Raw genomic sequence first — 14,488 nt, 5'->3', positions numbered from 1 at the left:
ACTGTGTAGGAGCTACTTCGAGCAAGGTGTTGTAAGGTTGGAAGGAGCTAAAAGCAAAGGTGGCTCGTGATTATGGAATCAAAGTGGCTCAATATTGAATAATGTTTTGGTTCGGCAGGATTAGCGTTATAAGGTTGCTCCTGAATTACTATCATATACAAGTGAACATGAGAGAGGAGGGAGGTCTTATAGTAATAGAAATAGAGAACAAGAAGAAAGGCAGTGGTAGTAAGAATCCAGGGAAGGCATTTGAAAAAGACTTTTATGATTCTATCCCAGAAAATGTATTTGCTTACAGAATGAAAGACGATAGTTTAGGATTCGCTAATGTGAAAAACCCCTGCGATTTTATCCTATACAAGATTCCGAATCTCTATCTATTAGAGCTGAAAAGCCATAAAGGTAAATCTATTCCTTTCGGAGCTTTACAGCTAAATCAGGTAGAATCCCTTTATCAATACAGCACGATTGATGGTGTAAAAGCAGGATTTGTATTCAATTTTAGAGATGTAAATGAAACGTATTTTGTGAATGCGTAAGCAGTTTATCAGTTTTATCATGACGGAGAACGCAAGAGTTTTTCATTAGTTTGGACAAGGAAAAACGGGATTCTTATTCCGCAGGAGTTAAAACGGACTCGATATAAATATGATTTGAGTAATCTAATAAATTATTAAATTAAATCAAATAGCAAGAAACGGAGGAATGTAAGTGGGAAAAATAATTGAAATTGAAAGAAATTATGAAGGTGAGTTTCACCATATTTTATGGACTATCCTTAAAGGAGAAGTAGACGAAAAGCCAGAATTTATGGGCTGGTATAGAAAAGAAAGAGTCATCAAGCTAAATGAGGAATTGTATAGGCTAACAGAATTTAAATGCTACCAAACCCAAGTATGGCTTACACTAAAGCCATTTACAGGCGATTTAAGCAAAGTAAAAGAGAAGTATGAGGGTGAAGTTGATTATGTAAATGAATACGAAATAGGATAAACGAGAAGCCCCTACAGAGGAGCTTCTATTGTTTTTTTATTACCCTTTCAACTGTATTAATTGAGCCTTTGACCATGTTTTTATATCGGCTTGTGTAAAGTTCCAATACCTTCAAAATAATATCTTCCTCCTTTGCTACATAATCACTATAAGATTTTAGCTGTACAATCTCACCTATTTCCTGTTCTAACGCTTCTGTAAGAATTATCTCCACCTTTTTCATGGTCTGCATCCTTTCCCAGTGTAAAATGATTACTCCTGTTCTGTTGAACTATTAGATTATAGATTTGGAAAAGGTGTGTTATTGACCTAAAACGTTTATTAGTGAGCCTTCTCATAGTGGGAAAAATTTACCCCAGCCTTTTGATATAGGAATAATGGCAAAACAATCATCAACAAAAATAAAATCTATAATGATTGTCTCCTTCCCCTTAAATACAATGATATTCTTTCTTTGACCATCTTCTCATTTAATTCATCTTTGTAGTCAAAATAAACTATTCCAAGTTTATAGTAATCGCATAAATTTACTTTTTCTTTATCCCTTGCTTTAGTATTTTCAAATGCTTCCTCTCCTCCCATAAAAGCAATAGGTTTGAAGTGCTGTTCTCCTTGATATTCAATTACGAGATTCAATTCTTCAATAAGAATATCAGCTTTTAAATGGTCAAGTGGGTATTGATGAATAACTGTATAATTTGGATATAGTTTTCTTATGATTTCAAGAAGTTTAACTTCCGTTGTCCATTTCTTACCTATTGCAAAGTAGCCTATACGAATTCGTATGACATCTTCGCAATATCTTAGGAAATCTGTTATAGATTGGTCATCGAGCCTTTTATCATCAAATGAATGTGTAATAAGATATGGAACTATGTCAGTGGGTAAAAGGTCTGGTGCATAAATTCTCCCTCGTGAACCAATCCCAAGCCCAAAGGCTAAACCATTTATATAATGGCCATAGATAGAGTGGAACTTTGTTCCGTTTAACGTTTTTCCAAATCCGTATTTTGGGCTTACTTTATTGCAAACGTGGCATAAATTATCTTTGAATTGGAGTGTATTTATAAACGCCTCTCCCAAATCGAAACGCAATGATTTAGGAATATCTCCAAACTGATTAAATTCTTCGTTCAAAAGGTATATTTCTAATCCTTTTTGTTGGCATTTGCAATAACATACAGGTGAGTCTTCATTTTCTTGAAAGCCAAAAAATGACCCAAATCTTGAAGGATAATGAACAATAGGATATGGCAACTCTTCTTCATAAGTAACGTATCCATCTGATTCTAAAGTGGGAACAGATTCCTTCGGTACAATCCTTGAACGCATGTTATTCACTCCTACTTTTCAATTCTATTACTAATAAAATGAATTCCAGCCTTTTCATATCTGTAAAACGGATTTGTCCCATTCCAATCATCAGCCATTTTGATAGATGGCAATTTGTCGTCTTCCTCTTTTGTAACAGTGCAAACAAAGTAATATTTAATCAAAAGGTCATAGATAAATTCCTCTGTTAATTGTCCAGCTAATGTAATTTCCGAAATTTGTTTTATGTAAAGATTTTTCGGTATCATATGTTCATAAATCAGGTTCTTTGTAACAATACCTGTTTCAATGGCTTTCATAGCGTTAGGGGTAATGTAATCGGACATGCTGTGTTTTCCTCTAAAAAGCCCTTTTTGTCTAAAATAGCTTTCCGTTAGAAAATAAAGGTCATCACCAATTCCTTTTGAACTAAGATGATATTTCCGTAAAAAGTTATCGGGAATTTCCCTTTTTAAAATCAGCACCTCAAACAAGTTCTTGCTTAAATGTCGTATATATTCTTCTCTGTTAAAGGCAGAGGAGGAAGTCCCTTTATTTAGAACAGGAACACTGATTTCAGTTTCAAACGCTGGAACAGTAGTTTCGGTTTTAGATGATGAATCTTCTCTCTTTTGATAAACTCCACTTTTCATAACCCAATTACCACTCCGTTTAATTGCATACCATATTGCTTTATTTATGGCTGTATGGATATACGTATCGAATTCTTTATGATGAAAGGTAGATTGTTTGAATTTTTCTACTAAATTAGCATTTGTAAAAACAGTTCCACCAGCCACACTATTTTCAAATTGTAATAAGAATTTCAATGTCTCTTCGTTAAGTGAATATTTTCCCATTTATCTTCAATCCAGTCTTTTTATGTTAAATATACCATCTGTCATATAATGCTGTATATTTGCATGGTTTTCATCGCCTTTAGTCAAAATAACTCAGCAGTCCTTGCTTTGATTTGGTAAAATAAAGGTATTAATAGGTCGGTTGTCAATAGGTAAGGGGGAGGAAAAGTGAAAAAGAAGTTAAGTGAACGTGATATTTGTACAAAATATATTACTCCTGCCATTCAACAAGCAGGATGGGATTTACATAAACAAATTCGAGAAGAAGTAACTTTCACAGCAGGGAGAATCATTGTTAAGGGAAAAGTACATTCCCGAAAGAAATCTAAAAGAGCTGACTACATCCTTTATTATAAACCAAATATACCAATAGCCATTATTGAAGCTAAAGATTTAGAACATTCAGTTGGAGATGGGATGCAACAGGCCTTAGAATACGCAGAAATGCTCGATATTCCCTTTGTATTTAGCTCTAATGGTCAAGCCTTCTTACAGCATGACCGCACTGGACAATCGGAAAAAATAGAGCAAGAGATACAGTTAGAAAGGTTTCCAACACCAGAAGAGCTTTGGAGCAGATATAAGAATTGGAAAGGGATTGTTACAGAGGAGCAAGAAAAAGTTGTAACACAGGATTATTTTACAGATACCAGTGGGAAAACGCCAAGATATTATCAACGTATTGCGGTCAATCGAGCAGTGGAAGCTATTGCACAGGGGAAAGACCGTATCCTACTTGTGTTAGCAACAGGAACAGGGAAAACGATGATTGCTTTTCAACTAATTTGGCGTTTATGGAAGTCAAAAACCAAGAAGCGTATTCTTTTCCTTGCAGACCGAAACATATTAGTAGACCAAACCATGAGCAATGATTTTAAGCATTTTGGCGATAAAATGACTAAGATAAAGAACCGAACAGTGGATAAATCATATGAAATCTTCCTTGCTTTATATCAAGGGGTATCGGGAGCGGAAGATTGGAAAAATATTTACAAAGAATTTTCTAAAGACTTCTTCGACCTAATAATTATTGACGAGTGTCACCGTGGGAGTGCAAAGGAGGATTCCGCATGGCGAGAAATCCTTGAGTATTTTTCTTCTGCTACACAAGTTGGTTTAACTGCAACACCTAAAGAAACAAAAGATGTTAGCAACATTGATTATTTTGGTGAACCACTGTACACATATAGCTTAAAACAAGGAATTAGCGATGGTTTTCTTGCTCCGTATCGAGTGATTCGTTACATCTTAGATAAAGATACTGGATGGAGACCAACAAAAGGGCAAACAGATAAATTTGGAGAAGTCATTGAAGACCGTATCTATAATGTGAAAGATTTTGACCGTAACTTGATTTTGGAACAGAGAACAATTGCTGTTGCCAAAAAAGTAACAGAGTATTTGAAACGAACAGACCGTTATCAAAAAACGATTATTTTCTGTACTAATATTAATCACGCTGAACGGATGCGACAGGCGATAGCCAATGAAAACAGTGATTTAGTAGCCAAAAATCATAAATATGTTATGAGAATCACTGGTGACAATGACGAAGGGAAGGCAGAACTTGATAACTTTATTCATCCTGGAAGTACCTATCCAGTCATTGCGGTGACTTCAAAGCTAATGACAACTGGAGTTGATGCTCAAACTTGTAAGCTGATTGTTTTAGATTCTAACATAAACTCTATGACAGAATTTAAGCAGATTATCGGGCGAGGTACTCGTGTGAATGAAGAACATAATAAATATTCCTTTACTATTATGGACTTCCGAAATGTAACAAATCTCTTTGCAGACCCAGATTTTGATGGAGACCCTGTTCAAATCTATGAGCCGAAAGAAGGAGAGCCACCAACCCCACCAGATGAAGAGGGAGATAACGAGGATTTCCCACCTGAAACAGATGGTGGTTCAGGTTATAACGGAGACACTGATACGGAACAATCGAAAACAAAGACATATTATGTTCACAATATAAAGGTGCAAGTCATCAATGAACGTGTGCAATATTACGCAGAAGATGGTCAATTGATAACTGAATCACTAAAGGATTATACAAAGAACACAGTAAAAAAGGAGTATTCTTCTTTGGATGTATTTTTGCAAAAGTGGAATTCTGCCGAAAGAAAAGATGCTATTATAGAAGAGTTGATAGAGCAAGGGATACTGTTGGATGAACTGCAAGATGAAGTGGGGAGAGAGTATGACCCCTTCGATTTAATCTGTCACATAGCGTTTGATAGAAAGCCTTTAACACGCAAAGAACGAGCGATGAATGTAAAGAAACAGGACTACTTCGCCAAGTACGGTGATAAAGCCAGAGCGGTTCTGGAAGCATTGTTGGACAAGTACGCTGACGAAGGAATCGAAAACATAGAGAGTATGGAAGTGCTGAAACTTACTCCATTCGATGAATTTGGCTCTGTGTTGGAAATTATGAAGAGCTTTGGCGGTAAGAAACAGTATTTAATAGCTTTACAGGAGCTTCAACAGCAACTTTATACAACAGCATAGAGGAAGCAGAGGGGGAACAAAATGTCGATTGCAAATATAATCAAATCCATTCAGGATATTATGCGACAAGATGTTGGGGTAGATGGTGATGCCCAACGTATTGCCCAAATTGTGTGGATGATTTTTCTTAAGATATTTGATGATAAAGAAATAGAATTAGAAATTATGGAAGATGATTATCAGTCCCCACTTCCAGAAGCCTACCGTTGGAGAAATTGGGCTTCTGATGATGAAGGAATGACAGGTGATGATTTATTAAACTTCGTAAATAACGAGCTTTTTCCTGCTTTAAAAGACCTTCCAGATGTTGAGGAAAACACAAGAGGCTTTATTGTAAAAGAAGTGTTTACCGATAGTTATAACTATATGAAATCGGGTACGCTAATGCGTCAAGTTATTAATAAGATAAATGAAATGGACTTCAATAGCTCAGATGACCGTCACTTGTTTAATGATTTCTATGAAACATTCTTAAAAGACTTACAAAGTGCAGGAAACAGTGGCGAGTATTATACACCGAGAGCAGTCACCCAATTCATGGTTGATATGATAAATCCGCAGTTAGGTGAAACCGTATTAGACCCTGCCTGTGGAACAGGGGGATTTTTAACCAGCACATTAGAGAACCTGAAAAAACAAGCGAAAACAGTGGAAGACCGAAAAGGAATTCAAGAATCGGTTTTAGAAATTGAAAAGAAGCCATTGCCACACTTGTTAGCAGTAACCAATTTGATTTTACATGACGTAGAAGTACCTAAAATTCATAGGGATAATTCATTGGCAAGACCACTAAGAGATTACAGTTCAAAGGATAAGGTTTCTGCAGTATTATCCAATCCACCTTTTGGTGGGGTGGAAGAGGATGGTATTCAAGCAAATTTTCCATTAAGCTATCGTACAAAAGAGACAGCCGATTTATTTATGGTACTCATTTTAGAAAGATTAAAAGAAAATGGTCGTGCGGCCGTTGTTCTTCCCGATGGATTTCTCTTCGGTGAAGGGGTTAAAACACGTATCAAAGAAAAGCTGTTGGAGGAGTGTAATCTTCATACGATTGTAAGATTGCCAAACGGTGTATTTGCTCCATATACAGGTATTAAAACAAATTTGTTGTTTTTCAAAAAGGGAGAACCAACGAAGGAAGTTTGGTATTTTGAACATCCATATCCAGATGGTCAAAAATCTTATTCCAAAACTAAACCCATCCGAATTGAAGAATTTGATTTAGAAAAACAGTGGTGGGAGAACCGAGAAGAAAATGAGTATGCTTGGAAGGTTTCTTTTGAAGAAATTAAATTCAAAGGTTATAACCTTGATATAAAAAACCCAAACAAAGTTGAAGAAAGTACCCACCTTACTGTTCCAGAAATCCTATCGAAGATTCAGGAAAAGAATCAAAAGATTTATCACCTTACAGAAGAATTGAACAGGATATTGGGGTAATAAAGATGAATAGTATCAAGTTTATAAGACTTGGAAAAGTAATTGAAAGAAATATGGAACAAATCTCAATTGATGATAATCAAACATATAAACAGGTAAAAGTTCGACTTTGGGGTAAAGGTGTTCAATTAAGAAATGAAGTCAAAGGGCATGAAATCATGTCTGCTAAACGATATATTGTAAAGCCAAACCAATTTATTATTTCTAAAATAGATGCAAGAAATGGAGCTTCTGGTTTAATTCCTGATGAATTAAATGGAGCTGTAATAACAGGAGACTTTCTATCGTTTAATTGTAAAGTAGACCTTATACTTCCAGAATATTTGTTTTGGTTAAGTAAAACAAATTGGTTCATTGAACAATGTGTTAAAGCAAGTTCTGGAACAACCAATCGGGTACGATTAAATGAAAAGAAGTTTTTAGAGATTGAAATACCACTTCCTGATATTCAACAGCAAAAAGTAGTTATTAATAAAATAAATAATGTTGTTGGAATTATAAGTAAAATAGATTCGGAACTTAATGAGCAAAGTGAATTGGTTGCTGAATTAAGAAGAGCTATTTTGCATCAAGCAGTACAAGGTCAAGTGGTTGAACAGGAACAGAATGATACACCAGCATTAGAATTATTAAAAGAAATAGAAGTAGAAAAAAAAGAACTTCTAAAAAACAAGCTAATGAAGAAACCCAAATCACTTCCTAAAGTTACATGTGATGAAATCCCCTTTAAAATCCCTGAGAATTGGGAATGGGTAAGGTTAGGGGAATTAGTTAGTAAGTTAGGTGCAGGGAAAACACCACTTGGAGGAGACAAAAATTATGTATCGTCTGGTGTAAAGTTTATTCGTTCCCAAAATGTTTGGAATGAAGGATTGAATACAGATGATATTGCCTTTATCTCTGAAGAAATGAATACGAGTATGGCTGGAAGTATAGTTGAGTCTAATGATATATTACTTAACATTACTGGTGGCTCAATTGGTAGAAGTTGCTTGATTTCAAGTGATTTTGATATTGGAAATGTCAATCAACATGTTGCAATTATCAGGTTGATTGACCCGAAAATAAGACAATATATTCATAAATGTATTATCTCACCATTGTTTCAACAGGAAATAATGAATGTACAAGTAGGTGTTTCGAGAGAGGGGTTAAGCATGACAAAGTTAGCAAAATTTTTAATCCCTTTACCGCCAATAGAAGAGCAAGAACGTATAATTAACAAAGTGGAAGAACTTATGAATGTAATACAGTTATTGGAACAGGAAGTAATGAGTTCAAGAAATGATAATACTTTATTATTTCAAAAGGTTATTCAACAAACATTTCAACTGGATTTGTTAAAAGAAGATATTATGGTATAGACAACGAAAGAGCCTAATAATGGCTCTTTTATTGTTTTGTGGATGAATCAATTTTTATAAAAACTGCTATAAAAATCCAACTTATTGTTGTTCTACAGTATATAACCTATTCAATCCAGTTCCTAACTTTCCAGCTTACTCAATATTTTCAATGGCACTTTCGACTAATAACCTTACTTGTATTCCTTTGCCATCTTAAATACTGTTTGGAAAGCAAATCTATTTAGTATAAAATTGTAGGAACAAATGTTTTGTTTCTTTTATAAGCATTAAGCCATTGCAAGAAAATATAGTGTAAAATATTAACATAGTCAATAAATAAATAGGGGGAAAGATAATGTGGGCCGATGACGCTTCAAAAATAGATATGTTGGCTTATGAACCTTATGCTAACCTAATTTGCGAAATTGCTACCAGTGAACGAATGAATCCTTTAACAATTGGATTATTTGGCAACTGGGGAAGTGGAAAATCGACTTTGCTTCATCTGATTGAACAGAATACCATGAATCAAACAGAAAAAAGAATTGCAGTTGTTACAGTAAATGCTTGGATGTTTGAGGGGTATGATGATGCAAAGACAGCATTAATGGAGGCAATTCTACAAAGTCTCCAAGAAAATCAAACATTTTTTAAGGAATCAACTGATAAGATTAAAAACTTAATTAAACGGGTTGATTGGATAAGGGTAGGTAGTACAGCCTTAAAAAAAGGCATTCCTTTATCTTTGAGTTTATTAGCAGGAAATCCTTTGCCAATGCTTCTCGGAGGTTTTAATTCTGAAAATTTTGATTCAGAAGAAGAGATTGGACAGCATTTGGACAAGGCATCTCAAATGAAAAAAGACTACATCAACGCTCCGCAACAAGAAAATATCATTGAAAATGTACGAAAATTCAGAGAGGATTTCGTAAACATAATTCGTACATCTAAGATAGATAATTTAATCATAATGATAGATGATTTAGATAGATGTAATCCTGACAGAATAATCGAAACACTTGAAGCTATTAAACTGTTTCTTGCTGTCGAAAAGACTACTTTTGTTATTGCTATGGATGAGAACATTATCACCTATTCAATCAAGAGAAAATATCCTCAATTGGATGATGTAGATATAGATGTATCGACTGATTACATTGAAAAAATAGTTCAGCTTCCTATCAGAATAGCTGAGTTAGCTGAGACCGATATAAAAAATTATATGCTTCTTTTGATAAGCGAAATGTATTTAAGTGAAGATGTATTAAACCAATTAATTAATAAGCTAAGAGATAAGGGTATTTTTGTTAAAGGGGAAATTATAAGCGGGAAAGAGATAGTAGAAATAATCAATGGTGTAACAAGTACGAATGGAAACAAGTATAAACAGGGCTACAGCCAATCGGATTTTGAAGAACAAATTCAAATATTCAATAGTATTGGAAGTGTAATTGCGGCCACTCTTAAAGGGAATCCAAGACAAACCAAACGATTTTTAAATACATTCTATATGAGAAAACGTCTTGCTGAGATACAAAGAATAGAACTGAATTTATCAGTTTTAGCAAAGTTGATGGTTCTTGAATACACCGATAGGGATTTATTTAGAGAATTGTATCAGTGGCAGTTTGAAAATGATGGAATTCCAAAGCCGTTATCAGATATTGAAAATCAAGTATTAAACGAAGGATTAAATGATGAGGAAAAGCCTAAAACAAGTCAAGAACAGAAAAATGGTGCTTGGTTTGGAGACAAAATAAAAAGATGGATTGGTGTTGAACCAACTAATTTATCTGAAGTTGATTTGTCGCAATATTTCTATTTAGCTCGTGATTCCGTTTCAGATAAAAAACTATTCTCTATAAACTTAAATCAGGAAGAAAGAAAAATAATAAATCAAATATGTAATCTAACTGTCTCTGAAATTATTAGAAAGAAAAAGATAGAAGAACTAAAAGTGATGGATGAGGTTACTCGAAGCGAAATTATAAAAGGAATTATTAGTAAATATAATCAGGACAAGAATCATTTATGGGTGTTGATTGAACTCTATAAGATGTTCCAGCAGTATCAGCCAAAAATACTTGAAGAGTTAAAAAAGTATAAGAGAGGCTCAATCACTCCAAATGAAATATTGTTATTTAAGCAAATGGATAAAGAAACATTCGATAAACTTAAAGATTATTATATTAACGAAAAAAACTCGTCTAAAAAGCTATGGGAGATAGGGTGATAAAGGAATGGGAACATCTAAAGGATATTTACCGCCAACAGGATATTTATGGCCAGAAGCTAAAAGAGATGTAACGGGTATGGTGAAAAATGGATTTACCCCATCTTCAATAGGTAAAGCAGTTTCAAGTTTTTCAAAGGCAATGGGTGATGGAGGAAAATCTTATTCAGGTTCAGTTGCTAAAATAGGAACAAAGGCAGTTAATTTTATTGAAGCTGTTAAGAGTTATGGATTTTTCGAGGCTTTAGAGAAGGTTGGGCTATCGCATTTGCGAGGTCAATCTTCAGAAGGCCTTCGTTCAGGTCTCTTAGAATATTTTAATGATAGCGGAAGTGATTTTTACGGTAGCGTTGCTCAGCAAAGTATGAGTGAGCTTATGCGTGAACTATTAAAAAGTGCTGAAGATGAAGATGATTATAATAATATAATTGGTTCGATTAATACTGGTGAATTCATTAGGGAATTCATTATAAAATTTATCCAAAACTGTTTCTTTGCTAATTTTGCGGAGAAAATACTTACAATGTTTGACAAATTGGATAAATATGATATTGCAGAAAAAAGTGTAAAGACGTATATTCGTACATCCTTAGAGTCTGAGTTTACAATAGTGGACATTCAAAAAGTTGACTGGAATGGACAGCAAGGCAATCAAATTATTACAGAGAAATGTAACAAGGCATTTGAAATATTATCTGTTTGGAGTGAGACACTTGTTTAACATATGGATTAACAAGCAAGATGATGATTTAGCAAATAGCGGAAACCAAACTGAAAATCTTTTAGTGTTTAATCTTTTCGATAAGAACAACAAATCAAATGTTAAGACTGATGCAGAACAACTATGGAGAAGATTTGGATGTCAATCTCTATCGGATATTAGTGAGGACTTGTTGGTAATAGCCATTAGTGTTTTTTGTGCAGATAAAAGAATACCTCGAAAAAAATCAACTGATAATTGGACAAGACGTATTAAACTCCACTTGCCTGTTCTTGAAGTAGAAAAATGGACTGTAGTAAAAAATGAACTGGAAAAAACTCTTAGATTTTTAAGTGGCGATAACTGGACATTTGAATTCAGACAATCAACAAGCAAGTTTAGGTCTAATAAGAAAAATACAAAGTATAAACTTATCGACAAACAAAAATATGATTCAGTAAGTCTATTTTCTGGTGGTTTGGACTCATTCTGCGGAGCTTTAACCTTATCTGAAAAACAAAAAAACACATGTTTTGTAGGGTTCAGGGAATACAATCTTTTGACAAGCAGACAGCACGAACTTTTTAATGAGATTGATAAGGCATATCCTGCGATAAACAAAGAGCTAATTTTATTTAATGCGAATCCCTTAGCTCCGATTCAATGGAATGGAGAAAAGGGTAGATTGGGTGCTGAGAGTTCAAGTAGAAGCAGGTCATTTTTATTTTTAGCTGGAGCAGTTGCGATTGCATCGATAATAGGAGAAGGAACGCCCGTGTTTATTCCAGAGAACGGATTTATTGGCATTAATGTTCCTTTAACTGATAGCAGAAGTGGAAGTTGTAGTACGAGAACGACCCACCCTATCTTTTTGAAAACACTGAATCAAATCCTGCAATTGGTCGGGTTAAATCATACAATCAAGAATTTTTATTGGGATAAATCTAAAGGAGAAATTGTAGCAGAGCATACTGAGAAACTTGTTTTTCAAAATAATGCACATAGAACTCTTTCATGTTCCCACCCTTGTTTATCAAGATACGATAGAAAATACGATAAAAGTATTGAGATTCCTTGTAATTGTGGATATTGTTACCCTTGTCTTATTAGAAGAGCCTCATTCTTAGCAATCGGTAAGGATAACACTGTTTATAATTCGGTATATAAATTAAATAGCAAGTTTTTAACCCAATATAGCAAATTGCAAGGCAGGGCAAGTGATTTAAAGGCGGTGCTTTTTAGCTTAAGGAGATATTTCAAACATAAAGATGATAAGGAATACATTAGAACGCTTTTGGTTCGGCAAGGTCCATTATCTATGGATGAAATTACTTCCTACGAGCGGTTGTATCATAAATCTATGAATGAATTATTAGAAATGTTGAAGTTTGAAGATGCACAAAGTGGAGGCGGTTTAATAGAATATTTGGGGCTAAAGGATTTAATAGAAGATGCCCAGCTTAGTTGATTTTCATATTCATATAGATTATTACAAAAATTATAGAGAAATGTATGATTACTTTAATCATAACAAAACGTATGCTCTTTTTGTTACGAATTTACCTGAAATATTTGAGAAGTGTAAGAGGGAATTTCCTGATAATAAGTATGTGAAGATAGGTTTGGGTTACAACCCACAATTAGCAAAGACGCATCAATTCAACATGAGGCTGTTTGATAAATGGCTTCCTCATACTAAATATATTGGTGAGGTTGGTTTAGATTATTCTAAAGAATTTATAGCAACTAAAACAGAACAACAAAGAGCATTTCAATACATTTGTAAAAGAGCAGGAGAGACAAACAAGATAATGTCGATACATTCCAGAATGGCTGAGAAAGACGCCTTAGAAATTTTAATAGATAATAGGGTTAAGTTTGCAGTATTTCACTGGTATTCTGGCAGTAAAACCCTTTTAGAAGAAATCATTAGAAATGGGTATTACTTATCCGTAAACTATTCAATGCTTACCTCAATAAAGGGTCTAAACATCATAAAAGCTGTACCTTTGGATAAGTTGCTTATTGAAACTGATGCTCCTTTTGGAAAATCTGATATAAAAGGAAAATCATATAACTTACCTGTAATCTACGAGGAGTTTGAAGAAAAGCTCCAGATAAAAAACTTTAGCTCTATTGTATTAAGTAATTTAAAAAGACTGTTAATTGAGCAAAAACAGTATGGATTAAGAAATGATTTCAAATAAGGATATTTGAAAGTGGTGAACAGTAATGGATGATTCATTTAAGCATTTACGAAAATGGCAAAAGATGATGAATCAAATAAATAGGAATCAAGAAATGATAAATCGTATGACCAGAGCCAGTGAGTTAGCCAATAAAATGGCGAATAGTAGTGTTGTTGCAAGTTATATGGAACATGCAAGTGCGTTTGAAAAAGCAAATACAATGTCAAGTGCACTAATGAATAGTGATGCATTTGCTATTTATAAGCAGTCCAATATCTTAGAATTGATGAACAGTGGTGTGGTTGCTCATTTAATAAATTATCCTATGCACACAATGGCTAATATTCCACGTCATGACTTTTCTCAAATGGCAAGTGCTGTAGCAGGTTTGAGCAACCAAGGTTTAGCTTTCTCAAGTGCTTCCCAATTTGCTCCCTTTTTTAATCAAATATCTTCTGCAATCAACAGTTCCTTTGTGGAAAATCTAAGTGAATATATTCATGATACAGAGGATGATGTAGAAGAAATAGAGGAACTACATGAAGAAGATATTCAAGTGAAAATTAAGCGGCCACACTTTTTCGATATGGCTCTTAAAATCAATATTATTGTAAATGTTACAGATGCCGAAGCTCAAAGTGGAAATTTAAATGAAGAAGAAGTAAGCACTTGGAAAAAGGTTCTATTACCAGTTCTGACGGTTCTTGGTCAACTATTTCTTGCTTGGGCAATGAGTGATACCCCTTTGCGTGAAACAAATATTTACAAAAGCGTTGAGACTATCGTTCATTATGTAGAAACACTTGATATAAATTTTGATGACGTTGAACAGCCTAATTCGGAAGTTCAATAATCAACAGTGATAGGATTGGGGCTTTAGTTGTCTATTTCAATTT

Annotated in this window: 13 protein-coding genes; 10 read left to right on the top strand and 3 right to left on the bottom strand. The window is 34.1% G+C overall.

Annotated features, from left to right (window positions below; all coding sequences use genetic code 11):
• The first annotated feature begins 161 nt into the window (after positions 1-161).
• Together AS180_RS23450 and AS180_RS03625 are read left to right on the top strand one after the other, a co-directional pair.
• Positions 162-539 carry a hypothetical protein gene (locus tag AS180_RS23450; protein ID WP_169187613.1) on the top strand — a complete coding sequence of 126 codons (378 nt, stop codon included), beginning with the start codon at positions 162-164 and terminating at the stop codon, positions 537-539.
• Between the two features lie 172 nt (positions 540-711).
• Positions 712-993, top strand: a complete 282-nt coding sequence (locus AS180_RS03625) for a hypothetical protein (RefSeq protein ID WP_062686420.1) — start codon at positions 712-714, stop codon at positions 991-993.
• Positions 994-1,018: 25 nt separating this feature from the next.
• Here the strand turns inward: AS180_RS03625 and AS180_RS03620 are convergent, their stop codons facing one another.
• From AS180_RS03620 to AS180_RS23100, 3 genes are all read right to left on the bottom strand, one after another.
• The gene (locus tag AS180_RS03620) at positions 1,019-1,216 is read right to left on the bottom strand and encodes a hypothetical protein (protein ID WP_062686419.1); all 198 of its coding nucleotides are present in this window, start codon (positions 1,214-1,216) and stop codon (positions 1,019-1,021) included.
• Positions 1,217-1,401: 185 nt separating this feature from the next.
• Positions 1,402-2,325, bottom strand: coding sequence for a hypothetical protein (locus tag AS180_RS03615; protein ID WP_062686418.1), 924 nt, complete (start codon positions 2,323-2,325; stop codon positions 1,402-1,404).
• Between the two features lie 11 nt (positions 2,326-2,336).
• Positions 2,337-3,164: a hypothetical protein gene (locus AS180_RS23100; RefSeq protein WP_175384185.1), complete on the bottom strand. Its 828-nt coding sequence runs from the start codon at positions 3,162-3,164 to the stop codon at positions 2,337-2,339.
• A gap of 168 nt (positions 3,165-3,332) precedes the next feature.
• Here AS180_RS23100 and hsdR point away from each other — a divergent pair, with 168 nt between their 5' ends.
• The 8 genes from hsdR (at position 3,333) to AS180_RS03570 (ending at position 14,445) form a co-directional block, all read left to right on the top strand.
• Positions 3,333-5,681: an EcoAI/FtnUII family type I restriction enzme subunit R gene (gene hsdR / locus AS180_RS03605; RefSeq protein ID WP_062686417.1), complete on the top strand. Its 2,349-nt coding sequence runs from the start codon at positions 3,333-3,335 to the stop codon at positions 5,679-5,681.
• 21 nt (positions 5,682-5,702) lie between these two features.
• Positions 5,703-7,124: a type I restriction-modification system subunit M gene (locus tag AS180_RS03600; protein WP_062686416.1), complete on the top strand. Its 1,422-nt coding sequence runs from the start codon at positions 5,703-5,705 to the stop codon at positions 7,122-7,124.
• A gap of 5 nt (positions 7,125-7,129) precedes the next feature.
• A complete protein-coding gene (locus AS180_RS03595) occupies positions 7,130-8,488 on the top strand; it encodes a restriction endonuclease subunit S (protein ID WP_062686415.1) in 1,359 nt (452 codons plus the stop codon).
• 337 nt (positions 8,489-8,825) lie between these two features.
• Positions 8,826-10,703 (top strand): KAP family P-loop NTPase fold protein, encoded by a 1,878-nt coding sequence (locus tag AS180_RS03590; protein WP_062686414.1) that lies wholly within the window; start codon positions 8,826-8,828, stop codon positions 10,701-10,703.
• A 7-nt stretch (positions 10,704-10,710) separates the two neighbouring features.
• A complete protein-coding gene (locus AS180_RS03585; RefSeq protein ID WP_062686413.1) occupies positions 10,711-11,424 on the top strand; it encodes a hypothetical protein in 714 nt (237 codons plus the stop codon).
• Positions 11,417-12,871: a Qat anti-phage system QueC-like protein QatC gene (qatC, locus tag AS180_RS03580; RefSeq protein WP_062686412.1), complete on the top strand. Its 1,455-nt coding sequence runs from the start codon at positions 11,417-11,419 to the stop codon at positions 12,869-12,871. The genes AS180_RS03585 and qatC overlap by 8 nt, the downstream gene beginning before the upstream one ends.
• Positions 12,855-13,610 carry a TatD family hydrolase gene (locus AS180_RS03575; RefSeq protein WP_062686411.1) on the top strand — a complete coding sequence of 252 codons (756 nt, stop codon included), beginning with the start codon at positions 12,855-12,857 and terminating at the stop codon, positions 13,608-13,610. Before qatC ends, AS180_RS03575 begins: the two co-directional genes overlap by 17 nt.
• A 25-nt stretch (positions 13,611-13,635) precedes the next feature.
• A complete protein-coding gene (locus AS180_RS03570) occupies positions 13,636-14,445 on the top strand; it encodes a hypothetical protein (protein WP_062686410.1) in 810 nt (269 codons plus the stop codon).
• The last annotated feature ends 43 nt before the right edge of the window (positions 14,446-14,488 follow it).

It is taken from the genome of Priestia veravalensis, from assembly GCF_001457055.1.
GTDB classification, from domain to species: domain Bacteria; phylum Bacillota; class Bacilli; order Bacillales; family Bacillaceae_H; genus Priestia; species Priestia flexa.
Note: the sequence above shows the minus strand (reverse complement) of the source record. Positions and strands in the feature narration are given on the sequence as shown.

Excerpts from the sequence above, each read along its gene's own strand:
- AS180_RS03620 (WP_062686419.1), bottom strand. The coding sequence starts at position 1,216 with ATGAAAAAGGTGGAGATAATTCTTACAGAAGCGTTAGAACAGGAAATA.
- AS180_RS03615 (WP_062686418.1), bottom strand. The coding sequence starts at position 2,325 with ATGCGTTCAAGGATTGTACCGAAGGAATCTGTTCCCACTTTAGAATCA.
- AS180_RS23100 (WP_175384185.1), bottom strand. The coding sequence starts at position 3,164 with ATGGGAAAATATTCACTTAACGAAGAGACATTGAAATTCTTATTACAA.
- AS180_RS03600 (WP_062686416.1), top strand. The coding sequence starts at position 5,703 with ATGTCGATTGCAAATATAATCAAATCCATTCAGGATATTATGCGACAA.
- AS180_RS03595 (WP_062686415.1), top strand. The coding sequence starts at position 7,130 with ATGAATAGTATCAAGTTTATAAGACTTGGAAAAGTAATTGAAAGAAAT.
- AS180_RS03590 (WP_062686414.1), top strand. The coding sequence starts at position 8,826 with ATGTGGGCCGATGACGCTTCAAAAATAGATATGTTGGCTTATGAACCT.
- AS180_RS03585 (WP_062686413.1), top strand. The coding sequence starts at position 10,711 with ATGGGAACATCTAAAGGATATTTACCGCCAACAGGATATTTATGGCCA.
- AS180_RS03575 (WP_062686411.1), top strand. The coding sequence starts at position 12,855 with ATGCCCAGCTTAGTTGATTTTCATATTCATATAGATTATTACAAAAAT.
- AS180_RS03570 (WP_062686410.1), top strand. The coding sequence starts at position 13,636 with ATGGATGATTCATTTAAGCATTTACGAAAATGGCAAAAGATGATGAAT.